Here is a 23891-nt window from a genome sequence, read left to right on the forward strand (position 1 = left end):
GGGATTCACAATTAGATGCCTTGTGGAGTAAACCGATAGCAACAACTATGGTGATGACTCCAAGTTAGAAGTCTTTCCTTGATAAAATCGGTCCAGCTGTTCGTTTGCTATCTAAAAATACAGAAATTCTTTCCAGTGTGATACTGGCTCAAGCGATTCTTGAAAGTGCATGGGGAAATTCAACATTAACTCAGCAGGCCAACAACCTATTTGGTATTAAGGCAGATTCCAATAGGTTAGTGGGACATTTACCGTAAAAACCAAGGAAATAAGAGCAGAGAATGAAGTAATAGAAGAAGCTATTTTTAGATCCTACCCGTCTCTAACTCAGGGAATAATGGATTATGGTCAATTTTTTACCTCAACTCCATGGCGCAAGCAAAACTATCAGAAGTTTAGACAGTCGGATAGCTATCTTCAAGCTGTGATAGAATTGCAAAAATCAGGATACGCAACGGATCCTAAATTCGCTGAGAAATTGAAATCAATTATCGAACGCTATTCGCTAGATAAATTTGATTTTTAACCCTATAGATAAAACACCTTGAATGTTAGAAACTGTCTAGCTTTCAAGGTGTTTTTATTTCATAATTTTACGGTAATTTATTATAATGAACAATTTTTCTTTGTAAAATGCGAACTAATAAGTTGGAAACATAAAATTCTATTTGAAATTTTTGTAAAAATAAAGTAGGATAGTATATAGGAAATGTACCTAAAAGGAGTTTATGATGAAAAAGGATATTAAATTATATTCAAAGACTTTGTTGACATTACCAATTGTTGTAGCAACCTTGTCAGCTGGTCTAGTTCATGCAGAAGAAGTAGAGACACCGGTATCTACCAACAATCTTACGACTACAACTGAAAACACAGAAACTGTTGTTGAAACAGCAGAAAGCCAAACTTCTGTTGCTCCGGTCGAAAGCAGCCAACTATCATCTGCTGAAACTAGTACTTCTACAAGTACCAGTGAGGGAACAATTTCTAGTCCTGCTAGTGAAACGGCTTCTACGCTTTCCTCTGAGACAAGCAGTCCTGTGTCTGCAGTAGCAAATACAACAGTCACAACTTCTGCAAGTTCTACTCTAGGAACTGCGACAAGTGTGAGGAACGCTCCAGCACCAAAACAAGAGATTGTCAGTGTCCAACAGAGAGAACAAAACTTGGAGCTTAAGTATAACCTCCCTATTTCTAGTGGGGAAGTGGTTAGATTTGCGGTTTGGTCTGACAAAAATAGTCAAGATGACATTATTTGGTATAGTGCAGATCAGACGGGTGCTGCCTATGTTGAGCTTAAAAAACATAAGGATTACGGCCTCTATCATATTCATACCTATTCAGACCGCTCAGGTCATTTTACGGGATTGAATGCGACTTCAATTAATGTAGCAGCGCCAAAACCAGTTTCGAGCAAGGCAGTCTTGAAAACCGAATCAAGCTTTGAAGTTACGATTACGGATGTTCCAAGTCATATTTCCAGTGTCTCTGTGCCGATCTGGTCAGACAACAAGGGTCAAGATGACATCATTTGGTATACTGCTCAAAAGCGTGCAGATGGCAGTTACGGAGTCTTGGTTGACACACAAAAACACAAGACAGATATAGGTACCTATCACATCCATGTCTATGGTCAGAACAGCCAAACAGGTAAGCTAGAGGGTCTGTCTGCAACAAGTCTTACAGTGCCTGCTCGTCAAACTACCAAACCAGTTTCAGCTAAGGCAGTTTTGAAAACCGAATCAAGCTTTGAAGTTTCGATCACGGATGTTCCAAGTCATATTTCCAGTGTTTCTGTGCCAATCTGGTCAGACAACAAGGGTCAGGATGACATCATTTGGTATACAGCACAGAAGCGTGCAGACGGCAGTTACGGAGTCTTGGTTGACACACAAAAACACAAGACAGATACAGGTACCTACCACATCCATGTCTATGGTCAGAACAGCCAAACAGGTAAGCTAGAGGGTCTGTCTGCAACAAGTCTCACAGTGCCTGCTCGTCAAACTACCAAACCAGTTTCAAGCAAGGCAGTTTTGAAAACTGAATCAAGCTTTGAAGTAACTATCACGGATGTTCCAAGTCATATTTCCAGCGTTTCTGTGCCGATCTGGTCAGAAAACAAGGGTCAAGATGATATCATTTGGTATACTGCTAAAAAGCGTACTGACGGCAGTTATGGTGTATTAGTTGACACACAAAAACACAAGACAGATACAGGCACCTACCACATCCATGTCTATGGTCAGAATAACCAAACCGGTAAGCTAGATGGTCTATCTGCGACAAGTCTCACTGTGCCTGCTCGACAAATCACTAAACCAGTTTCAACCAAGGCGGTCTTGAACACTGAATCAAGCTTTGAAGTAACTATCATGGATGTTCCAAGTCATATTTCCAGCGTTTCTGTGCCAGTCTGGTCAGAAACAAAGGGTCAGGATGACATCATTTGGTACACCGCACAGAAGCGTGCAGATGGCAGTTACGGAGTCTTAGTTGATACACAAAAACACAAGACAGACACAGGCACCTACCACATCCATGTTTACGGTCAGAATAGCCAAACAGGAAAACTAGACGGCTTGTCTGCGACAACAATCACAGTTCCAGCACCGAAAGCTACCAAACCAGTTTCAAGCAAGGCAGTCTTGAAAACTGAATCAAGCTTTGAAGTAACGATCACGGATGTTCCAAGTCATATTTCCAGCGTTTCTGTGCCGGTTTGGTCAGACAACAAGGGTCAAGATGACATCATTTGGTATACTGCTCAAAAGCGTACAGATGGCAGTTACGGAGTCTTGGTTGACACACAAAAACACAAGACAGACACAGGCACCTACCACATCCATGTCTACGGTCAGAACATCCAAACAGGTAAGCTAGATGGTCTGTCAGCAACAACTGTAACTGTACCAAAACCACAAGTGGTAAAAGAAGAGGCTAAGGTGCCAACAGTAACTGTTACGCCAAAAGGTGCCTTTGCATTCGATGTAGAAATTTCAAATGTATCTACAGATATTATTGAAGTCTTATTCCCAGTTTGGTCAGACAACAAGGGTCAGGATGACATTATTTGGCATAAGGCAAATAGGATTTCAGCTGGATTATATAAAGCAAGTATTGATTTAGGAAAACACAATTATTATATAGGTACCTACCATATTCATGTTTATGGAAAAAACAAGACTTCTGATAAACTAGTTGGTTTAGGTGCAACATCACATATCGTACCTGAAATACAAACAAATGCAAGCATCCACATTGATAATGTCAACAATTATAATGGTACGTTTGATATTGTTGTATCAAATATCAAATCAACTGCCAAACCTCAATCAATTGAAATCCCAGTTTGGTCTGAGAAAAATGGTCAGGATGATATTAAATGGTATCAAGCTCAGGCGCAAGCTAATGGGACATATAAGGTAAAAGTTTTCGCAAGCGACCATAAATATTCAGATGGTTTATATCATGCACACTTGTACTTCAAGAATAGTCAAGGAAATCTTGAAATAGTCACAGCTACGACTACCAGCTTGGCCTTAGAAGCCCAATCTGAAAAACAGTTTACCGTTTCTAATAGAACCTTTACTATTTATGGTAAGTATAATCCTACTTATAGTGTTTTACAGAGCCTGGCAAATACTATTATTAATTTTGAAAATCAAGGTTATAGTATTGGATTTAAACTCATGGATGCAGATAGCAACAAGGGGATAGCCTACAACCAGCAGGCGAAATTCTATTCTGCTTCAACCATAAAAGGACCATTTGTTGCTAGCCTGGCAGCTAACAATAGTACAGCAGTGCAACAGGTCAAGAGTACAATGTTAGATGTATTAAGAACTTCAAGTAACGATGGATATAAGTATTTACGTGATACCTACGGACCAAATGCCATCTATAACTGGGCAAAAGAATCAGGAGTTGATCCGAATGTTGTAACACCATTGTATCCTTATCTTGCTGCACAAGAACTCTTTGCTCTTTGGCAGAGAAACTATAAGTTCTTTGTTAGCAATAACTTTGGTAAACAAGTAGGTACGTGGTTTGAGAATCCGAACCTTTCTCCTATCAAGGCAACCCTAGGAACTACCTATAAAACACAATCAAAAGCAGGTTGGATTGGATATCCTGGCTACCGTTCAGCAAGTGATGCGGGAATCGTTTATACTCCGCAAGGAAATTATATTTTATCTGTGATGACAAACGCAGATGGAAGACTGGGGTTAGTAAATCCAACTGTACAAGCATTGAATAGTGTATATCATGATATAAAAAAGTAAAATACTGATAAAGGTGAGCTGATTAGCTCGCCTTTTTTGGAGAAATAAATTTAAAACCTCAACTCAAAAGTGTCTTAAAAAATCAAAAATTTCAATAACGGAGAAAATTTGCAACTATTTAACACATTGGTTATAATGTAGTTAAGATAAACAGGAGGAACTATGAACAAATATTCATACAGTCATATTGTAAATGTGTTAAAAAACAGTCGTATTAAAAAACGTTTGACACAAATGGAATTAGCACAACTTACAGGAATAAATAGAACGGTAATAAGTCGGTTTGAAAAAGGTAGGTATGAACCTAGTCTTTCTCAATTGTTAAAATTAATCGAAGTATTAGATATTGAAATTGAGTCTTTATTTATTGAAACAGAAAAAGTATCTCAAAGCGTTTTTGAAGAGAATATGAATATTACAGTCGTGGGAACAGGCTATGTAGGCTTATCTGTAGCAACATTACTTGCAGGAAAACATAATGTTATTGCTCTGGATGTAGACGAAGAAAAAGTGAACATGATAAATAATAGAATATCCCCAATTAAGGATGACTATATTGAGGTGTTTTTCAATGAGAAAAAATTGAATTTAAAAGCAACCTTGGATCCAAAAGAGGCATACCTTAATGCTGATTATATTGTAGTAGCAACTCCGACAAACTATGATGATAGAAAAAATCATTTTGATACTTCTATCGTGGAACAAGTGATAGAGGAAGCTATCAGTATTAATCCTAATGCAATCATTGTGATAAAATCAACCATACCTGTTGGATTTACAACAAAGATCCGTGAGCGTTTTAGAACAAATCGCATTATTTTTAGCCCAGAATTTTTACGGGAATCAAAAGCACTATATGATAATCTATATCCGTCTAGGATAATTGTTTCGATTGAGAAAGATGATCCAGAAGAAATCGTAGAAGGTTCGAAAAGATTTGCATCGGCCTTAAAAAATGCAGCTTTAAAGGATGAAGTAGACGTTTTATTCATTGGTGCGACAGAAGCAGAAGCTGTAAAACTATTTTCAAATACTTATCTAGCACTTAGGGTTTCATATTTTAATGAATTAGATACATACGCAGAGTTGCGAGGTTTAGATTCAAAATCTATAATAAAAGGAGTCGGATTGGACCCACGAATAGGGGAGCATTATAATAATCCGTCATTTGGCTATGGTGGATATTGCTTACCTAAAGATACTAGGCAATTGCTAGCTAATTATAGCAATGTTCCTCAGAATATGATAACAGCTATTGTGGAATCAAATCGAACCCGGAAAGATTTTATAGCCGATCAGATACTAAAAAAAGCAAATTATTATGCCTATTCTGAACAAGTACAGTATTCTATCGAAGATGAAAAAGAAATGGTCATTGGTATTTTTAGACTAACAATGAAAACAAATTCAGATAATTTTAGACAAAGTTCTATTCAAGGTGTAATGAAACGTATAAAAGCAAAAGGGGCAAAAGTAGTCATATATGAGCCGAATCTTGCAGATGGTTCTACTTTTTTTGGTTCTCTCGTAGTTAATAATTTGAAAAAATTTAAAAATATGAGTCATGCAATTGTAGCTAATCGCTATGACTCTAGTCTAGATGATGTGCAGGATAAAGTTTACACGCGGGATATTTTTAGACGTGATTAAAAGAAAACTATCAGAGTCAAGCGAGGGAATCCTCGCTTTTTCAATGATAATCTATCTAAATTATGGTATAATTATCTGATTACTATTTTTTAGAGATATTGTTATGAAACACATTTTTATCATCGGTAGCCGTGGTTTACCTGCCCAGTACGGAGGTTTTGAAACCTTTGTCGAGCAACTGGTTTCCAATCAAGTAAGCCCCAATATCCGCTACCATGTGGCCTGTCTATCGGACAGCAGTCACCACCAACATACAGAATATAAGGGAGCCGATTGTTTTACAATCAATCCCCCAAAACTCGGTCCAGCCCGTGTCATCGCCTATGACATGATGGCCATTTCCTATGCACTGGAGCTAGTAAAAACTCAGAAAATGGAAGCGCCTATTTTCTATATCTTGGGAAATACCATAGGTGGCTTTATTGGTCCCTTTGCCAAGAAGATTCACTCTGTGGGCGGAATTTTATTTGTCAATCCTGATGGTTTAGAATGGAAGCGAACAAAGTGGTCCAAACCTGTCCAGGCCTATCTAAAATATGCTGAAAAGCTCATGGCCAAACACGCAGATTTGCTGATTGCGGATAATGAAGGTATTGAAGACTACATTCAGAATGCTTATCCAGGAACAAAAACACGTTTTATTGCATACGGAACGGACTTAAGCTCAACAGATTATCAGTCTGACAGTGAGGCAGTACTAGACTTTTTTGGCCAGTGGAATCTAATCGAAAAAGACTATTATTTGATTATCGGTCGTTTTGTTCCTGAAAATAATTATCTGACAGCTATCAAGGAATTTATGGCTAGTTCAACCGAACGTGATTTGGTCATCGTTGCCAATCATGAAGGCTCTGCTTATTTCCAAAAGCTTGAAGAGGAAACAGATTTTTCACGAGATAAGCGGATTAAATTTGTCGGAACTGTCTATGATAGTAATTTGCTCAAGTATTTGCGAAACCAATGTCGTGCCTATATCCATGGGCATGAAGTAGGAGGCACCAATCCCAGCCTACTCGAAGCGCTGGCTCAGACCAATGAGAATTTAGTTCTAGGGGTTGAATTTAATCAAAAAGTAGCCTTGGATGGGGCCCGCTATTGGTCTAAGGAACAGGGTAATCTCTCTCAATTGATTGACAGGATTGATGGACAAGCAGAAGCAGAAGACCTTGGACGGATTGCCAAAGAGCACATGAGTACTGCTTATACTTGGGAAAAGATAGTCCAAGAATACGAGGAATTATTTTTACAATGAAAGTAAACATATTGATGTCTACCTACAATGGTCAACAGTTCTTGGCTGAGCAAATTAGCTCTATCCAAGAGCAGACTTTTTCAGATTGGACATTATTGATTCGAGATGATGGTTCCAGTGACCAAACGAAAGATTTGCTGCAAGATTTTGCAAGACAGGACAGTCGCATCCGCTTGATAGATCTTGAGGAACAAAACAATCTAGGAGTGATAAAAAGTTTTCATCGCCTCCTTCGTTATGAGAAGGCTGATTATTATTTTTTCAGTGATCAGGATGATGTCTGGTTGCCTGACAAGCTGGAAGTCAGTTTGCAGGAAGCCCGATTATATCAGACTGACCAGCCTCTGATGGTCTATATGGATTTGACCGTCGTCAACCAAGACTTGCAAGTCATGACAGAGAGTATGATTCGTTCCCAGTCCCACCACGCCAATACTGAGTTGGTGCAAGAATTGACCGAGAATACGGTGACTGGTGGTGTTGCCATGATCAACCATGCCCTAGCAGAACTGTGGTCTGGAACAGAAGACATTTTGATGCACGACTGGTATTTAGCTTTGTTGGCATCGGCTTTGGGTAAACTGGTTTTTATTGACAAGCCTGGAGAACTCTATCGCCAGCATGCGGATAATGTCTTGGGAGCTAGAACCTTTTCTAAACGATTAAAAAAATGGATTCGGCCCCATATTCTATTTAAGGTTTATTGGGACTTAATAAAAAATAGTCAAAAACAAGCCAGCTTTTTACTTGATAAGCCCTTATCACCGACTGATAGAGAGTTAGTTCAAGCTTTTGTGATGATTATGGATAAACCTATGCTAGAACGCTTTAAAACTTTAAGAAAATATGGTTTGAGTAAGAATAAGGCTTTCCATACACTAGTATTTTCAACACTGATTGTGACAAAATTTGCCTACATCAAGGAGTAAATATGGATTTATTTTCCACTAAAAATAGAATTCTTTTGAAAGAATTGATTAAAACTGATTTTAAACTCAGGTATCAGGGGTCAGTCATTGGCTACCTTTGGTCCATTTTAAAACCGCTTATGTTGTTTGCGATTATGTATGTCGTCTTTATTCATTTCTTACGTTTAGGTGGAGATGTACCACACTTTCCGGTCGCACTATTACTAGGAAATGTCATCTGGTCTTTCTTCTCAGAAGCGACAAATATGGGGATGGTTTCCATTGTAAATCGTGGTGACTTGCTTCGAAAGTTAAATTTTCCTAAAGAAATTATTGTCTTGTCATCTATTTTTGGAGCAGCTATTAATTTTTCTATAAACTTAGTAGTAGTATTGATTTTTTCAATCTTTAATGGTGTACAATTTTCATGGACTATTCTGCTGGCTATTCCATTATTTTTGGAACTCTTTCTTTTAGCGACAGGTATTGCCTTTATACTCTCGACATTTTTTGTGAAATTCCGAGATTTATCGCAGATTTGGGAAGTGTTTATGCAGGCAGGAATGTATGCGACACCGATTATCTATTCTCTATCTTTTGTGATGGCTCAAAGTGAGTTGGCAGCTAAAGTGATTATGCTCAATCCTATGGCGCAGATTATTCAAGATATGCGTTATTTTTTGATTGATAGAGCCAACTTACCTGTTTGGCAAGTTATTGAGAATAAAGCTATTGTTTTGATTCCATATGTGATTCCGATCATCGTTTTTGTGATTGGTGTCAATGTTTTTAACAAGCATTCTAAGAAATTTGCGGAGATTCTCTGATGACAGAAAAGAATATTGCAGTAAAAGTAGATCATGTCAGCAAGTTTTTTAAATTACCAACTGAGGCAACACAAAGCTTGCGAACAACCCTGGTCAACAGATTAAAAGGCATAAGGGGCTATAAGGAACAACATGTCCTAAAAGACATTTCATTTGAAGTTGAAAAAGGTGATTTCTTTGGAATACTTGGGCGAAATGGCTCAGGAAAATCTACTCTTTTAAAAATAATTTCTCAAATTTATGTACCTGAAAAAGGTTCTGTAACAGTCGATGGAAAACTGGTTTCCTTTATCGAGTTAGGTGTTGGTTTTAACCCTGAATTAACAGGTCGTGAAAATGTATATCTGAACGGTGCCTTGCTTGGTTTTTCTCAGGAAGAAATCGATGCTATGTATGATGACATCGTTGATTTTGCGGAACTCCGTGACTTCATGCATCAAAAACTAAAAAACTACTCTAGTGGTATGCAGGTGCGTCTAGCCTTTTCAGTTGCTATCAAGGCTCAAGGGGACATCTTGGTTCTCGACGAAGTTTTGGCAGTTGGGGATGAGGCATTTCAACGGAAATGTAATGACTATTTCTTGGAACGAAAAAAAAGTGGTAAGACAACAATTCTCGTAACACATGATATGGGAGCGGTGAAGAAGTATTGTAATAAGGCTGTGTTGATTGAGAATGGATGCGTTAAGGCTTTTGGGGACCCGGATGATGTATCTAATCAATATAGTTTAGATAATGCGACAACTACCATACAAAAAGCATCAGTCTCAAAAAATAATGTAGTAGTTCCTAAAGAACCAGAAAAGAGTTCACCTATTAAAAATTTAAAAGTTAGCTTATTGAGTTCCCCTCAGACTACGCCAATTGAGAAAATACGATTTAGAATTACATACGATGTGTTGGAAAATATTTCAACATACGTAGCATTTTCGTTAACAGAAATTGATAAACATATTTGGATCTATAATGATAATTCATTAGATAGTTTAACTCATGGAGTTGGGAAAAAAACTATTGAGTACAGCTGTAGTTTAGAAAATGTCAATAATGTCACTTTAAAATTACAAGTAGCAGTAAGAAATGCTCAACATGAAATAGTTGCATTTGCAACATCAGAGGAAACTCCTATTATTATGGTGGCAAGAAATGATATTTCTGACGAAATGAAGTCTGAGAAAATAGCATCATCTGGACTGATTAGAAGAAATGGGAAATGGGTAACATTGGATGAATAATTTAGTTTCTGTTGTAATTACTTGTTATAACCATGAAGAATATATTAGACAGTGTATTGAAAGTGTATTCAATCAGTCATATCGGAATATAGAACTTATCATTATTAATGATGGCTCATCAGATCGGTCTGAACAAATCATAGAAGACGCACTCAAAGTAAATCCTTTTAAAAAAACGACCTATATATACCAGAAAAATCAAGGGATATGTGCAACCAGAAACCGTTGTTTAGAGCTTATAAACGGAGATTTTGTGCTTTTTGTTGATAGTGATAATTATTTAGAAGCTAATTTTGTCGAGGAAATGTTGAAAACAGCATATCTAGAAAATGCTGATATTATCTATACAAGTTTGAAAGATATTGATTCTGGAGAAGTAATTATTCCTATTCAAAAATTTAATTTGGAAAAATATTTCATTGGAAATCATATAGATAATTGTTCATTGATTAGAGTTTCTAAAATTGAAAATCAACGGTATGATCTAAACTTAAATAGAAAGAAGTTAGTTGACTATGATTTTTTTCTAGGTTTGATATTGTACCAAAATGCGAAGCCAGCCCCGTGTGATTCCACGTTCCTTAACTACAGAAAATTGGTAGATTCGATTAGTGAACATGGGAATGTTAAAAAATATTCTGATGCATACCTATATATAATGATGAAGTATTCTGCTGTACAACCAGAATTTTCAAAAAAAGGTTTAGCTACCTATATAGATAATTTATCAACTCCACAGTGGTTACAGCAAGAATGTCTTTTGATATATCTATCTGAGGACAGTTCATTTAAAAACTTCACTGTACAATTTTTATCGCTGAATAAATCTGGTACAGAACTAATTCATATTCCAAAGACCTGTAAGAAATTTCGTTTAGATTTTTCAGAACTTCCTATCATTGTAAAATTTATTTCAGTAAAGCTAGTTGGAAAAGATACTCATTTACTGCCAGAATTTACGAATGGGATTGAACATTTATCCGGATACATATTTGGAAAAAACGATCCACAACTTCTTTATGATATTTCTTCTTATGAGGAGGACTTGCAGGTTGAAGTAAGTTATGAATTAGAAATAGAAACAATGGATATCATTAGAAGTGTTGGCCAAAAGTTAGATGATGATGTTAAAGCACTAAAGTCTTTGAAAAACAGACAGGAACAAACTTTATTGCAGAATCGAGAGCTAGAAAATAGACTATCTAATTTACAACATGAGTACAATAACGTAGTTACATCTCGCCGATGGATTATTGCAACGAAACTAATTAATTTTTTTAGGAGAAAATAATGAAACGATTACTATTGTATGTCCATTACAATAAGTATGACAATTTAAGTTCCCATGTTGTTTACCAACTGGAAAAGATGCGTCCCTTATTTGAAGAAGTTCTATTCATTTCAAATAGTAAATTATCAAAGTTAGACCAAGAACGATTAGAAACATCTGGATTAATTACTGATTTCTTACAAAGAAAAAATAGTGGTTTTGACTTTGTCGCATGGAAAGATGGATTTCAAAAGTTAGGTTTTGAGCATGTATCGAACTATGATTCTGTGACCATTATGAACGATACTTGCTATGGTCCAATTTGGGATATCCAGGAAGTTTTTGGCCGCTTTGAAAGTGATTTGTCTACAGATTTTTGGGGCATGACAAATCATCGTGCTACGGAACGTTTTAAAGAACACCTCCAGAGTTACTTTGTCACTTTTAAAAAGCAGGTTGTTCAATCGCCTGAGTTTAAGAAATTCTGGTCGAATGTACGAGAATATTCAATTGTACAGGATGTTATTGATTATTTAGAATCGCCAGTAACCAATATTTTTGTGGATGCTGGATTTAACTATAAGGCAGTCTTTGATACAACAACCGAAGAGCTACATCATATGCCTTTACCAGATTTTTCATATTATAATGTTGCTAAGATTATTGAAAAAAGAGTACCTTTTATCAAAGTAAAAGCCTTGGAAGGAAATCCCCAGCAAACTTCATTTGTAATCGATGAGTTGGCACAGATTTCAGACTATCCTACCGAGCTTATTGTCGAACATATGTCGAATATGTTCACTCCGGCAGCTTATAACTTATTAAAGTACAAGTACTTAGATAAGAATATTCAACCTGAATTTTTGGATAAGAAGGTAGCGATTCACCTACATACTTATTATGTTGATCTTTTGGAAAGTTTTCTAGATATTTTTTCAACGTTTAGTTTTGAATATGATCTATATTTGACGACCGATAAGGGAGAAAAAGCTGATCAAATTCGAGAGATTTTATCACAAAGAGAAGCGATTGCCTCTGTCCATATCACTGGAAACCGTGGAAGAGATGTTCTTCCAATGCTAAAATTAAAAGAACAGCTATCGAATTATGATTTTATTGGGCATTTTCATACAAAAAAATCACTTGAAGCTGAATTTTGGGCTGGAGAATCATGGAGAAGAGAGTTGTTAGAAATGTTAGTGAAACCATCGGACGCGATAGTTTCCCAACTTGCACAAAATGATAAATTGGGCTTGGTTATTGCAGACATTCCAACATATTTCCGTTATATCTCTTTGGATCCATTTTATGAAGGTGCCTTATCTACGGATATGAATGTGCTATGGGAAAGAATGGGAATGAAGAAAGAGTTGGATTTTCAGGAATTTTCTACCTATGTCATGAGTTATGGTACCTATGTATGGTTTAGGTATGATGCCCTAAAACCATTATTTGATATTGATATTCAAGACGAAGAAGTGCCAGAAGAACCTCTACCTCTTGCAACAATTCTTCATTCGATTGAGCGGATGCTGGTGTATATTGCTTGGGGCAATGACTATGATTTCCTCATTTCAAAAAATCCAGTTACCTTGCCACCATTTGTAGATGTTACTTTATTGAATAAGAGAGAAGGGATTCGCTTTAACCCTGTTGCACCAGCTGATTTTACTTACTTTGGAGGCTTAACAGGTGCCTTGAAATATTTCTTCTTTATCAATAAGTCAATTGCAAAATATGTAGTGAAACGGTTGTTGAGACGATGTTAGGAAAGATTTTAGAGTTTCTTAAAGAGTATGTGAAAAATATTGATTTTAAGAAAAGTAAGGATAAACTTTTTTCAAATGTTCCGTTTATATTTTTAGCTTTAATAATTATTTTTTTACAATGGTACTATATCGGAACTGATATTATTAAGTCTCCTAGTTCGGACTATCTTTTTGTACTCTTATTGTTATTAACAAGTTTGATTATTCTGTATATTATTTGTTTACATATTAGTATTAGAGTGCACTTAAAGTTATTTCTCATGTTAATTTACTTCGGAATTATTTCGTATTACTTGCAAAAAGCAATACATCTAAATGATGCCAATTACTATTCTAGTTTGACTGAAACGATGTTTGATTATCCAGTTTCAATTTTAACTTATATTAGTATATTGCTCTTAAGTTCAATAGTAATTCGAACGATAATTGAATCAAAGGAAATTCAGCTACTTGATATAAAATTAGCATCTGAAAATCAAACTGTAATTCTTTTACTAATAGTAATTTTGAACCAAAATAATCAATTGGTTAGAACAATTATTAATTTTTTTAAAGTTTCCTTAACACTCAGTAATATCTCGGTATTAACTGAATTGTTTATTGGTGCCTTGTTCATAATATTTCTTTCTAATGGTTTGTTACAATTAATTCAAGAAAAAAATGGAAAATGGGTAGGTGTTTACACTGTATTTCTAAGTTCCATATTACTCTCATCCTTTTATAACTATTTTCTACAAAGTGGAGTTCGCATACAGAATATTACCAATTCAAATACTGTAGAATTTATGTTTAACGGTGCTTTGGAATTTCAAACGTTTATATTATTTGTGTTGTTCTGCTTAGTATATTTGATTATTAATAAATATTTACTGGCTACACTTGTTAATATAATTGTATGGTCACTTGTAATTTATGCAAATATTTCCAAGTTCAAACAACGTGATGAACCTTTATTACTGACCGATTTTACATGGTTAAGGAAATTTAGTTTTCTACTGAAGTTTATTAACTTGAATATATTTTTATTCGGGGTGTTACTAATATTAGGTATAGCAGTTGGATATACATTATATTTAAAAAAAGTTGATACATATAAAATAATAAATAGTATTAAATATAGACTAGTTGCTATCTTTACTCTGATTTTCCTGCCTTACTCTTTGTTATCTGTTTCGATAAATAATGTATCAGAGAATTATTATTTTGCTGAATTGAGAAATCGTACCGATTTTAATTGGCTTGGTTTTTCAGCTAACTCCAGATTTAAATCAGTAACGTATCTTTGGGCTCAACAATTCTTTAGTCCGATAATGAAAAAACCACTTAACTATAGTGAGTCAAACGTTAAAGAGTTAGTCAATAAATATACTCAAATTTCAGAACAGTATAATAGTGAAAGAACAAATCAAATTTTTGATCAAACAGTAATTTATATTTTGAGTGAGAGCTTTATTAATCCAGAGAGATTGTCTTCCCTTACGGTTTCAAGACCAATAGTTCCTAATATTATGGAAATTTCAAATGCCAATACTGGAGGAACTATGAAATCAGACGGTTACGGTGGAGGAACTGCCAACATGGAATTTCAATCATTGACAGGTTTACCGTTTTATATTTTTTCTGACTCGATTTCAGTAGCAAATACAGAAGTTTTTCCAAAATTGAAGTATATACCAGTACTTAGTGATTCATATAATTCTGAAAATAGGATTGCAATTCATCCTGATAGTGCTACTAACTATAATAGAAATAACATATATGATACCTTAGAATTTTCTAAATTTATCGCTAAAAGAGATAGTAAGGATGTTTTTATTAAGGATGAAATTGTTGGAATTTATCCGAGTGATCGCTCGGTTTACCAAACGATTGTTGAAGAACTCTCTGAAACAGATAATCAATTCTTTTCAGTGATTACAATGCAAAACCATGCTCCATATTCAGCTAATGACCCCTTGGATATTGTTGTTACAGGTAGCAACTTTACTGAGGAAGAAAATAATAGTGTTACAAACTATGCTAGATTACTAAATCATACAGATAATTTCACAAAAGATTTTTTGAATAGTTTGACTGAAATTAACAAGAAAATAACAGTTGTATTTTATGGTGATCACTTGCCGGGAATTTTTCCTGAGAATACATTTACCACAAATCCAGAGAGTCAGTTTGAAACAGATTTTTTTATTTGGAGTAATTTTGAAACGGTTAAAAAGGACTATTCGACGATTCATTCAAGCGATATGACTGCGGTGTTATTGGATCACACAAACTCAAAAGTATCTCCATATTATGCATTATTGACAAAAGTTGCACAAGTGGACATAAATTATAAGAAACAGGGAATGGTGAAAGAATCAGAATTTCTGAGAGATTTAGAATTACTACAGTATGATATAACTGAGGGAGAGGGATACATATTAAATTATCCAGATTTTTTTGAATTTAAATAAAGGAAGATTATATGAAAAGTAAGTTTTTTTCACATAAGTTAAAATTATTTGTTTTATCTATTCTGATAATAATGTGTTCACAGTTATTGCTGAGGATGCCAATAAATACAAATTTTAATCCTCTATTAGTGATATTAATTGCTATATCAGGACTATACTTTTTTTTAGTTAATCTGTCTGACTCTGAGTCTCTTGCTAAGAATGCTCTGATTACCATCCTGCTTTTTGGTACAGTTATTTCACTAGCTAAACCTGTTCAATTTGGTCTTGACGAAGAAACGCATCTAAGAAATACATTAAGACTTTCAGATGGATTTATTATTCAGTTTGAGAAGGAAAATATTCCGGATTATTCTTCGGTGTATAATCATGACATTTTAAGAAGTCCGGACACATATACTGACAATACTTATTGGTTAAATGTTGAACATCAGGATAGTCAATTTAGTGGAAAAATTATTGGGTTGAATAATATTGTTTATTTGCCTAGCGCATTAGGTTGGAATTTAGGAAAACTGATTTCGACCAAAATTTTTATTTCATACTATCTCGGAAGAATTGCTAATATAATAGTGTTCGGGCTCTTAATTTATTTGGCAATCAGATTGAGTAGAGTTTATAAAGAAATTGTATATTTATTTGGTACATTTCCAGCAATACTCTATATTTGTGCAGGGTTTCATTATGATTATCTCTATTATGCGGCGTCACTAATTTTAGCTGCATTACTAACAAATATTTTAAATCAGGACTCGCCTCTTACAGATAAACAAGTTATAGCTTATCTATCATTGACATTCTTGTTTACTTTTGCAAAGTTTCCTTATATTCTTTTAGGCGCATTAATCTGTTTATTACCTAATCGATATTATCAGTCAATGAAGCAAAGACTTAGAACGTGTTTCTATTTCATTTTGCAATTTATTTTATCATTCGTATATTACATAAATGGATCAATTATCAGAAGAATAACAGGTGGAGTTGTAGAATCTATTCCTTCTGAGACCTCCCTAGGCTACTTTCTTACACATCCGTTCCCAGCAATTAGAACGTTTTTTATAAGTACTTTGAGTGGAAGTTTGAATTCATTTGCAAGAGCGTTAGAATATACAATCATTGAATCAGAAGTCTTACAAAGTATTTCATTAATTCTGTTTTTATTTTTAATCTTTTTACTTAGTTTGAAATTAAAAATAAAGGTTTCCAATATGACAAAAATTTTGATATTCACTTTCTTTGTTGGAATTACAATATTAATAATTTATGCTATATCTGGTGATGTTAGAGTGTATAGACCTGGTGATATTTGGATTGGGGGTGTACAGGGAAGATACTATTATCTCATGTTGCTATTTTTACCAATTATTCTTTCTTCATTTTTAAGAGAAATACTAGTGAAAGACGATTATGTTATCGATCCAGATAATAACGTGGCAAAAATTATGCAACATTCAATCGCACTTTTAAATATTCTTACTATAGCAATTGCGATTTTTACACAAACGCCACATAAATTATAACTTGCTTAAGAAAACAAAGTAAGGAATATTTACGGATTCGTGTGTTTAATTATTAGAAAGTAGAAATGAAAAGTCCAAAAGTTTCAATTATTATACCAGTATATAACGCTGCTAATACAATCAAAAAGTGCGTTAGTTCTATATTAGGTCAAACCTTTAAAGATTTTGAACTTATACTAATAAATGATGGTTCCTCGGACTCTTCCTTATCAAAAATACAAAAATTTATGTTTGATAGTAGGGTTAGAGTAATTGATAAGCAAAATGAAGGGGCCTCAGAAACAAGAAATAGAGGCATTCGTGAGGCTAAGGGAGAGTACTTATTATTTATAGATAGTGATGATTATATTGATAAAGATTATGTGGAATCCTTGTATAAGGAAATTGAGCAATCAAACTTTGATATGATTATCAGTGGTATTCGAATGGTTGATAATTCTGGGAAAGAGTTAAATCAATTTCGGTTGAATGATTCTCCATGGTCGAAGTACATGATTACATCACCATGTACACGGATTATTAGAAGGAAATTTGTATTAAAGAATAATTTATTTTTCATAGATTACACTATGGAAGATATTCATTTCAACGCTGTATTTTTTTCAAGGACAGATCGGGTAAAAGTGATACCATACATTGGTTATAATTATCTAATGAATCCTGAGAGTACTACCCACACGCTTCATAAAGGAATTAGTAAGGAAGTCGACATTCTTCACATTATTTCCTCTATACATACTGCTGTCAATCCGACAGATTTAGTGAAATATTTTTATAGAAAAGTGTACATATATTATTTGCTAAAATCTGGAAGATATTCCACACCAGAAGTGTTTTTAAATGAATATAAAAGAATCGTAGATTACATAAAAACTAATCAACTAGAGTCAACGATTCGCTTATTTGATAAGCGAATCAGTGAGGAGAAATTTATGACAAAATTCATTATTTCTACATTTGGCGTTTTTGAAAAGTTTAACTTAATGTCATTATTTGCTAAGTGTTATTGTAAAGGATAGGAGACATATGAGATCAAATGGTAGAGGTCATAGTAACAATAGTCAATATGTTTGGAATATTGTTGGAACCGTATCATCTGTTTTAATATCAACTTTTCTACTATTAGTTGCAACTCGATTAGGAACCTCTCAACAAGCGGATATATTTGCTTTAGCCTATACTATTGCTCAACAATTATATATTATTGGGATTTTTGGTGTCCGTCCTTTTCAATCTACCGATGTTAAGGAAGAATTTTCGTTTCAATCTTATTTATCAACAAGAGTGATTACTATAGTAATGATGAATATGTGTTTGGTTGCGATTCTAATTGCAGGTGGTTACTCATTTGAAAAATTGCTAATTATATTATTTGTTTCTCTTTACAGATCATGTGATGCTTTATCAGATGTATATCAAGGTTTTTTTCAACAGCAAGTTCGTTCAGATTTGGCTGGGAAAATACTGTTTTATAGGAGTGTTTTCTCAGCAACTATTTTTGTGGTTGTGACTTTTGCAAGTAAATCTTTGATATTTTCAAGTGTTGCTCTGTTTTTGTGTAACTTTTTCCTCACATTTCTACTTGATTTTAGGTTGTATAGACAAAGTTTTAAAGCAATTTCTTGGAAAGATAGTTTACAAAATATTGAGATTTTTCAAATATTAAGAGCATGTTTTCCTTTGTTTTTTAATGGTTTTCTGATTAATTATATTTTTTCTGAGCCTAAACTTGCTATTGATGGACTATTAGAAGCTGGAAATGGATTTGAGGGGATGCAACGTGACTTTAATGTTTTGTTTATGCCGACATTTGTTCTTAATCTCTTGTTTATTGTTTTGCGACCGTTACTAACACAGTTATCAATATATTGGACAAATAAAGAATATTTAAAATTTAATGTGCAGATAAAGCAAATTACACTTGCATTGTTAAGTTTAGAATTATTAGTTCTACTAGGTGGCTATTTGATTGGTTTACCTATTTTGGGGGTAGTCTTCGGAGTCAACTTGTTAAGTTACAAGATGATATTTATGATTTTACTAATTGGTGGATTGTTTAATTTATTCGCAACACTTATAGATAACATAATGACGATTTATAGAAAACAAAGATTGCTTTTGGTAGCCAATATTGTTTCTTTTGTAATTTCAAAGTTAATCACTACAAGTCTAGTGAATAGCTATGGTTTAATTGGTGCCTCTTTAAGCTTTTTGATTTCTATGATAGTTTTTTTTAGCCTAAGTTTTGTGATATATCTGTATGCGAGGAAAGAATTGAAAGAGTGATGTGCAACATGAAAATACTAATGATTATCCCTGCCTACAATGAGGAAGAAAGTATTCTTCAAACGGTTCAGGGAATTATAGATTATAGAAATAGTGTGAATTTCCAATTAGATTACTTGGTCATCAATGATGGTTCAACGGATAGTACGAAGCAAATTTTGAACCATAATAAGTTAAATGCCGTTCACTTGGTACAAAATTTGGGAATTGGCGGTGCAGTCCAAACAGGATACAAATATGCCTTGGAAAATGATTATGATGTTGCTGTTCAGTTTGATGGCGACGGGCAACACGATATTCGTTCTTTAAATAGCTTAATTCAGCCAATCTTAGTTGGTCAGGCTGATATGGTAATTGGCTCTCGCTTTGTTGGTGAGACATTGTCAGAATTCCAGACCAGTTTTATGAGACGATTTGGAATAGGAGTTATTTCAAATATGATAAAACTAACTACAGGTAAACGAATTTGGGATACAACATCAGGATATCGATTAGGAAATAGAAAAGTGATTGCTCAATTTGCTAGAAGATACCCTACGAAATATCCAGAACCAGAATCAAGTGTGCATTTGATGAAGCAGAATTTTAAGGTGGTAGAAGCACCGGCTAATATGTTTGAAAGAGCAGGAGGTGTTTCTTCCATAACACCATTAAAATCTATTCGCTACATGGTTGAGGTTTGTTCATCAATCTTGATTGCATCATTAATGAAGGAGGGAGAGTAATGACAGTTCAATCCCTTGCAATGCTGATAGCTTCAATCGGTTTTCTTTATTATATTTTCAGAAATATCAATAAAAACAATATCCTATTCGAACATGCTTTTATGTGGATAGTGATTGGTTTTGGAATGATTGTTTTTGCCCTGTTTGAGGTTATACCAGTCAAATTAGCCTACTTATTTGGATTTGGGCTGACTTCAAACTTCTTATTATCTGTGGCAATCTTTATCCTTTTGGTGATTGGCTTTTTGCATAGTATGGCTTTATCTCAACAAAAGCAGCAAATTAAAAATCTTATTCAAGAAGTTTCAATGGCTAAAAAAAGAATTGCTGAATTGGAGGAATCTGATGCAGAATAATCATACCTTTGTTATCTGTGCCTATGGCGATAGTAGGTATTTGGAGGAGTGCATCCAGTCCTTGGTCTATCAGACTTTAAAAACCAATATTATACTCTACACTAGTACCCCGAGCAACTATATCCAAGGACTTTGTAAAAAGTACGAAATTCCGTTCTTTTCATCCGATGGTGGTGGTATTGGGAAAGACTGGAATAATGCCTTGTCCTTTGTACAAACTCAATTTGCAACGATTGTTCACCAGGATGATATTTATTTGGCAGATTATGCAAAAAAAATAGTTTCATCTATAACTGACGAGACCCTCATTGCCTATTCAGATTATCTGGAAGTGAAGGACGGCGAGGTCATTTCCCTCACATCAAACTTGAAAATCAAGCAATTGATGTTGCGGACGATTGCTATTTTTCCAAAGTGGAAATTTTGGCGTAATAGAGTGTTAGCATTTGGAAATCCAATTTCTTGTCCAGCTGTGACCTATAATTTGACGAAATTGAACGGTTTCAAGTTCAATGAAGAAATGAAAGTTTCTCTTGATTGGTTTGCTTGGTATCAGATTGCACAAAAAAATGGGAGCTTTACCTTTGTAGATGAGAGTTTGATGTATCACCGTATTCATGAAGAATCCGAGACGACAAATAGTATTGAAAATAATATTCGTACGAAAGAAGATTATGAAATGTATTTGTTGTTCTGGCCAAAGTTTATTGCCAAGTTTCTCCTGAGTTACTATGTTAAGAGTCAAGAGACGAATGGAGGAAACAATGGGGAGAACTAGGAAAGTAGAAAATACACGGACTCGTAAACAGACACAACACTTGTTTTTTGTATCCATTGTAGCAGCATTTTTGGTGTTTTGTTTAGCAATTGGGTTACGACATTTTTCTTTGTTGCGAGATGGTTATATTCCATTGAATACAGTTTTAGAAAAGCAATCATTTCAAAAAATTTCTGATGGGCAGTATGAGAAAAAAATCGGTAATATATCATACTCCTTGATCATTGATAAAGAAAAAAATAGCGTTACTAAAGCAGGTTATCAATTTGATATTAGCAATAATATTCAGCATTTCTTATGGGTGGACTATCTGTCAGCAGATAAGCTTGAGGAAATATTCAATGTTCAAGTTTCTTCCAATGGAATTTTTGTAGATGTTAAAGATATTGAATTTTCACAACATGAGTGGACAGAGGAATTTCCAAATCTTATTGCTCATGCTGGTGGGACCTATCGAGAAAAAGCCTACAATACATTCTATACGAACTCCTTAGAGGCTTTGCAGCAGAACTACTCTTTGGGTCATAGAGTGTTTGAAATAGACTTTTATCTGACAAGTGATGGAAAGATGGCTGCAGTACACGACTGGGACCAATTTGGTAACATGAATGGTGTAGCTATGAGTTCCCAGGAATGGAAAGCATTTCAAACATTTGGTTCGCCAGTTACTGAATCTCGATTTACAACGATGCTTATTGGTGATGTGTTAGATCAAATGCTGATCAATAAAGATATGTTTTTTGTGACGGATACGAAGATATTGGACGCTTCTGATGAAATGAAGTTGCAATTTACTGAAATCGTAAATGAAGCTATGAAGCGTGATCCGGAGTTACTGAATAGAATTATCCCTCAGATTTATAATGAAGAAATGTATGCCCTAATTCGAGAAATTTATGATTTTCCTGAAGTAATATATACTCTTTATGCATCTCAAGATAGTGCAGATAATGTTTTGGATTTTGTAAAAAATAATCCCGCAATTAGTGTAGTGACGACTCCTATAGGTCATGCAAATTTCTTCACTGCAGAATTTATTAATAATTTACATGCAGCAAATAAAAAAATCTATACCCACACTATTCATACATATGATGATTTGACCAAATATGCTGCGCTTGGAATCGATGGTTTCTATACTGGTTTGTTATTGCCAAGAGATTTTAATACCTTAACGAATACTGCTCAGTAGTCATTATTATCTGTTCAGCTATGTTATCAAATATTTCAAACACATGTCAATCAGTTTACAACCTTAAAGAAGTTGTCATGTAAATGAAATATTTTCTTTCAAAAAGAGAGGTTTTCATATGAAAATCTCTCTTTTTATGCTAGAATAGTATGTGGAGGTCTGATATGATTAAAATTTTTGGAAAGATTCGCTATCATTGGCAGCCAGAACTTTCTTTCTTTATTATTTACTGGTCTCTTACATTCACACCTCTATTTTTAGGTCTTTCTCTTCTGTTAGAAAGTTTGCATATTTCAAGCTTGTCAATTGTGCTTATTTCAGTATTTCTAGTTTTTAGTATGCTGGGAATGCATCGGTATTTTGAAATCAAAGAGGATAGTTTGAAAATAACAGCCGCGAATCCTTTTGGAAATCATTCAATTAAAATTGAAACAATTTCTAAAATCGAGGTCACCTATCTATCCATTAGCATCATTTCGACAGAATTTCCTGATGGAATTACTTATTATATGAGAAAATGGCCGAAGAAGTATTTTGTTAATCATTTAGGGATTCATCCTCATTTTTCTGGAGAAGTTGTATTGACAGACCACTTGATTAAACAAGATTATTTTGAAGAGTATTATTCAGAAAAAGCCAAATCACTTAAGTGAAATGGCTTTGGTAGGACAGGACTTGATGGCGAGAATGATTTCCTCTGAGGGGATGTCGGCCTGTTCTGGGGAATATTGGTCTGAAAAGATAACAATGCCCTCGTCATCATAGTCAAAGATAGGTGAGATAGTTTGGCAAAGCCCACAGGCTATGCACCGTTCTGGAATTAATTTTATGTTCATGTTTTTATTGTAATCATTATTTTAAAAAAATACAAGGAGTTGCCACGATAATGTCACAAGATCTATGGAATGAAGAAGTATATCAAACTGAAACAACTAGCCGTAAAGAACGTATGAATAAAGGAGTAGCAAGTACCAGAGTATTTACTATTTTGGCGACGATTTTCTTTTTGATCGTACTTGCTATTGGTATTTTTGCTATCTACCTGTCAATTGGGGGAAGTACCACAAATTCAACCCAGGAGTTTTATAATGTAAATAATGCTGCAGTAGCTGCGACAAGTTCAACTGTAGAAAGTTCTACTGAGGCTCCTGCGGCAGAGACGACAGAAACAACGGAAACTACCGCTAGTGAGTCAACTTCACTTGTAGACACTGGAGATGGCACTACTCTAACGGTCCAAGCAGGCGAAGGACTAGGACAACTGGCATATCGTGCAGGTGTTTCTATGTCTGAATTGGAACGCTTAAATCCAGAGAAGATGGTTGGTCCAAATGGCACATGGTGGGCAAACCCAGGTGATGTTATTCGTATTAGATAAGAGGAA

At 34.6% G+C, this 23891-nt stretch carries 20 protein-coding genes and 1 pseudogene; 20 read left to right on the forward strand and 1 reads right to left on the reverse strand.

The window, feature by feature from the left end:
- The first annotated feature begins 104 nt into the window (after positions 1-104).
- From NF418_RS10630 to NF418_RS00370, 19 genes and pseudogenes are all read left to right on the forward strand, one after another.
- Positions 105-257, forward strand: a complete 153-nt coding sequence (locus tag NF418_RS10630) for a glucosaminidase domain-containing protein (protein ID WP_373325935.1) — start codon at positions 105-107, stop codon at positions 255-257.
- Between the two features lie 8 nt (positions 258-265).
- Positions 266-526 (forward strand): annotated as a pseudogene (locus NF418_RS00285) (glucosaminidase domain-containing protein); the annotation flags it as partial.
- A 205-nt stretch (positions 527-731) separates the two neighbouring features.
- Positions 732-4286 (forward strand): GBS Bsp-like repeat-containing protein, encoded by a 3555-nt coding sequence (locus tag NF418_RS00290; protein WP_256777931.1) that lies wholly within the window; start codon positions 732-734, stop codon positions 4284-4286.
- 162 nt (positions 4287-4448) lie between these two features.
- Positions 4449-5936 carry a nucleotide sugar dehydrogenase gene (locus NF418_RS00295; protein WP_256777932.1) on the forward strand — a complete coding sequence of 496 codons (1488 nt, stop codon included), beginning with the start codon at positions 4449-4451 and terminating at the stop codon, positions 5934-5936.
- A gap of 103 nt (positions 5937-6039) precedes the next feature.
- On the forward strand, positions 6040-7188 hold the full coding sequence (gene cps2T / locus NF418_RS00300; protein ID WP_256777933.1) for a beta 1-4 rhamnosyltransferase Cps2T: 1149 nt from the start codon (positions 6040-6042) through the stop codon (positions 7186-7188).
- Positions 7185-8117, forward strand: coding sequence for a glycosyltransferase family 2 protein (locus tag NF418_RS00305; protein WP_256777934.1), 933 nt, complete (start codon positions 7185-7187; stop codon positions 8115-8117). Before cps2T ends, NF418_RS00305 begins: the two co-directional genes overlap by 4 nt.
- 2 nt (positions 8118-8119) lie before the next feature.
- Positions 8120-8923, forward strand: a complete 804-nt coding sequence (locus NF418_RS00310; protein ID WP_256777935.1) for an ABC transporter permease — start codon at positions 8120-8122, stop codon at positions 8921-8923.
- Entirely contained in the window at positions 8923-10158 is a 1236-nt protein-coding gene (locus NF418_RS00315) for an ABC transporter ATP-binding protein (protein WP_256777936.1), read from the forward strand. The genes NF418_RS00310 and NF418_RS00315 overlap by 1 nt, the downstream gene beginning before the upstream one ends.
- Positions 10151-11449 carry a glycosyltransferase family 2 protein gene (locus NF418_RS00320; protein ID WP_256777937.1) on the forward strand — a complete coding sequence of 433 codons (1299 nt, stop codon included), beginning with the start codon at positions 10151-10153 and terminating at the stop codon, positions 11447-11449. The genes NF418_RS00315 and NF418_RS00320 overlap by 8 nt, the downstream gene beginning before the upstream one ends.
- Entirely contained in the window at positions 11449-13197 is a 1749-nt protein-coding gene (locus tag NF418_RS00325; RefSeq protein WP_373325936.1) for a rhamnan synthesis F family protein, read from the forward strand. Before NF418_RS00320 ends, NF418_RS00325 begins: the two co-directional genes overlap by 1 nt.
- Positions 13191-15650 carry an LTA synthase family protein gene (locus NF418_RS00330; protein WP_256777939.1) on the forward strand — a complete coding sequence of 820 codons (2460 nt, stop codon included), beginning with the start codon at positions 13191-13193 and terminating at the stop codon, positions 15648-15650. The genes NF418_RS00325 and NF418_RS00330 overlap by 7 nt, the downstream gene beginning before the upstream one ends.
- Before the next feature lie 11 nt (positions 15651-15661).
- Positions 15662-17170, forward strand: coding sequence for a DUF2142 domain-containing protein (locus NF418_RS00335; RefSeq protein ID WP_256777940.1), 1509 nt, complete (start codon positions 15662-15664; stop codon positions 17168-17170).
- Positions 17171-17235: 65 nt separating this feature from the next.
- Positions 17236-18189 carry a glycosyltransferase family 2 protein gene (locus NF418_RS00340; protein WP_256777941.1) on the forward strand — a complete coding sequence of 318 codons (954 nt, stop codon included), beginning with the start codon at positions 17236-17238 and terminating at the stop codon, positions 18187-18189.
- A gap of 7 nt (positions 18190-18196) precedes the next feature.
- Positions 18197-19456 carry a lipopolysaccharide biosynthesis protein gene (locus tag NF418_RS00345; RefSeq protein WP_256777942.1) on the forward strand — a complete coding sequence of 420 codons (1260 nt, stop codon included), beginning with the start codon at positions 18197-18199 and terminating at the stop codon, positions 19454-19456.
- A gap of 8 nt (positions 19457-19464) precedes the next feature.
- Positions 19465-20181, forward strand: a complete 717-nt coding sequence (locus NF418_RS00350; protein ID WP_256777943.1) for a glycosyltransferase family 2 protein — start codon at positions 19465-19467, stop codon at positions 20179-20181.
- On the forward strand, positions 20181-20537 hold the full coding sequence (locus tag NF418_RS00355; RefSeq protein ID WP_044775505.1) for a DUF2304 domain-containing protein: 357 nt from the start codon (positions 20181-20183) through the stop codon (positions 20535-20537). Before NF418_RS00350 ends, NF418_RS00355 begins: the two co-directional genes overlap by 1 nt.
- A complete protein-coding gene (locus NF418_RS00360; RefSeq protein WP_256777944.1) occupies positions 20527-21315 on the forward strand; it encodes a glycosyltransferase in 789 nt (262 codons plus the stop codon). Before NF418_RS00355 ends, NF418_RS00360 begins: the two co-directional genes overlap by 11 nt.
- Positions 21290-22507, forward strand: a complete 1218-nt coding sequence (locus NF418_RS00365) for a glycerophosphodiester phosphodiesterase family protein (RefSeq protein ID WP_256777945.1) — start codon at positions 21290-21292, stop codon at positions 22505-22507. Before NF418_RS00360 ends, NF418_RS00365 begins: the two co-directional genes overlap by 26 nt.
- Positions 22508-22671: 164 nt before the next feature.
- Positions 22672-23160 (forward strand): EbsA family protein, encoded by a 489-nt coding sequence (locus NF418_RS00370; RefSeq protein ID WP_172052896.1) that lies wholly within the window; start codon positions 22672-22674, stop codon positions 23158-23160.
- Here NF418_RS00370 and NF418_RS00375 read toward each other — a convergent pair.
- The gene (locus NF418_RS00375) at positions 23149-23343 is read right to left on the reverse strand and encodes a ferredoxin (protein ID WP_105109740.1); all 195 of its coding nucleotides are present in this window, start codon (positions 23341-23343) and stop codon (positions 23149-23151) included. The two genes, NF418_RS00370 and NF418_RS00375, sit on opposite strands and share 12 nt — an antisense overlap.
- Positions 23344-23393: 50 nt before the next feature.
- Here NF418_RS00375 and NF418_RS00380 point away from each other — a divergent pair, with 50 nt between their 5' ends.
- Entirely contained in the window at positions 23394-23885 is a 492-nt protein-coding gene (locus NF418_RS00380) for an SAG1386/EF1546 family surface-associated protein (protein WP_256777946.1), read from the forward strand.
- The last annotated feature ends 6 nt before the right edge of the window (positions 23886-23891 follow it).

It is taken from the genome of Streptococcus suis (assembly GCF_024509555.1).
In the GTDB taxonomy this organism is placed as follows: Bacteria; Bacillota; Bacilli; order Lactobacillales; family Streptococcaceae; genus Streptococcus; species Streptococcus suis_AD.

Excerpts from the sequence above, each read along its gene's own strand:
- NF418_RS00290 (WP_256777931.1), top strand. The coding sequence starts at position 732 with ATGAAAAAGGATATTAAATTATATTCAAAGACTTTGTTGACATTACCA.
- NF418_RS00295 (WP_256777932.1), top strand. The coding sequence starts at position 4,449 with ATGAACAAATATTCATACAGTCATATTGTAAATGTGTTAAAAAACAGT.
- cps2T (WP_256777933.1), top strand. The coding sequence starts at position 6,040 with ATGAAACACATTTTTATCATCGGTAGCCGTGGTTTACCTGCCCAGTAC.
- NF418_RS00305 (WP_256777934.1), top strand. The coding sequence starts at position 7,185 with ATGAAAGTAAACATATTGATGTCTACCTACAATGGTCAACAGTTCTTG.
- NF418_RS00310 (WP_256777935.1), top strand. The coding sequence starts at position 8,120 with ATGGATTTATTTTCCACTAAAAATAGAATTCTTTTGAAAGAATTGATT.
- NF418_RS00315 (WP_256777936.1), top strand. The coding sequence starts at position 8,923 with ATGACAGAAAAGAATATTGCAGTAAAAGTAGATCATGTCAGCAAGTTT.
- NF418_RS00320 (WP_256777937.1), top strand. The coding sequence starts at position 10,151 with ATGAATAATTTAGTTTCTGTTGTAATTACTTGTTATAACCATGAAGAA.
- NF418_RS00325 (WP_373325936.1), top strand. The coding sequence starts at position 11,449 with ATGAAACGATTACTATTGTATGTCCATTACAATAAGTATGACAATTTA.
- NF418_RS00330 (WP_256777939.1), top strand. The coding sequence starts at position 13,191 with ATGTTAGGAAAGATTTTAGAGTTTCTTAAAGAGTATGTGAAAAATATT.
- NF418_RS00335 (WP_256777940.1), top strand. The coding sequence starts at position 15,662 with ATGAAAAGTAAGTTTTTTTCACATAAGTTAAAATTATTTGTTTTATCT.
- NF418_RS00340 (WP_256777941.1), top strand. The coding sequence starts at position 17,236 with ATGAAAAGTCCAAAAGTTTCAATTATTATACCAGTATATAACGCTGCT.
- NF418_RS00345 (WP_256777942.1), top strand. The coding sequence starts at position 18,197 with ATGAGATCAAATGGTAGAGGTCATAGTAACAATAGTCAATATGTTTGG.
- NF418_RS00350 (WP_256777943.1), top strand. The coding sequence starts at position 19,465 with ATGAAAATACTAATGATTATCCCTGCCTACAATGAGGAAGAAAGTATT.
- NF418_RS00355 (WP_044775505.1), top strand. The coding sequence starts at position 20,181 with ATGACAGTTCAATCCCTTGCAATGCTGATAGCTTCAATCGGTTTTCTT.
- NF418_RS00360 (WP_256777944.1), top strand. The coding sequence starts at position 20,527 with ATGCAGAATAATCATACCTTTGTTATCTGTGCCTATGGCGATAGTAGG.
- NF418_RS00365 (WP_256777945.1), top strand. The coding sequence starts at position 21,290 with ATGGAGGAAACAATGGGGAGAACTAGGAAAGTAGAAAATACACGGACT.
- NF418_RS00370 (WP_172052896.1), top strand. The coding sequence starts at position 22,672 with ATGATTAAAATTTTTGGAAAGATTCGCTATCATTGGCAGCCAGAACTT.
- NF418_RS00375 (WP_105109740.1), bottom strand. The coding sequence starts at position 23,343 with ATGAACATAAAATTAATTCCAGAACGGTGCATAGCCTGTGGGCTTTGC.
- NF418_RS00380 (WP_256777946.1), top strand. The coding sequence starts at position 23,394 with ATGTCACAAGATCTATGGAATGAAGAAGTATATCAAACTGAAACAACT.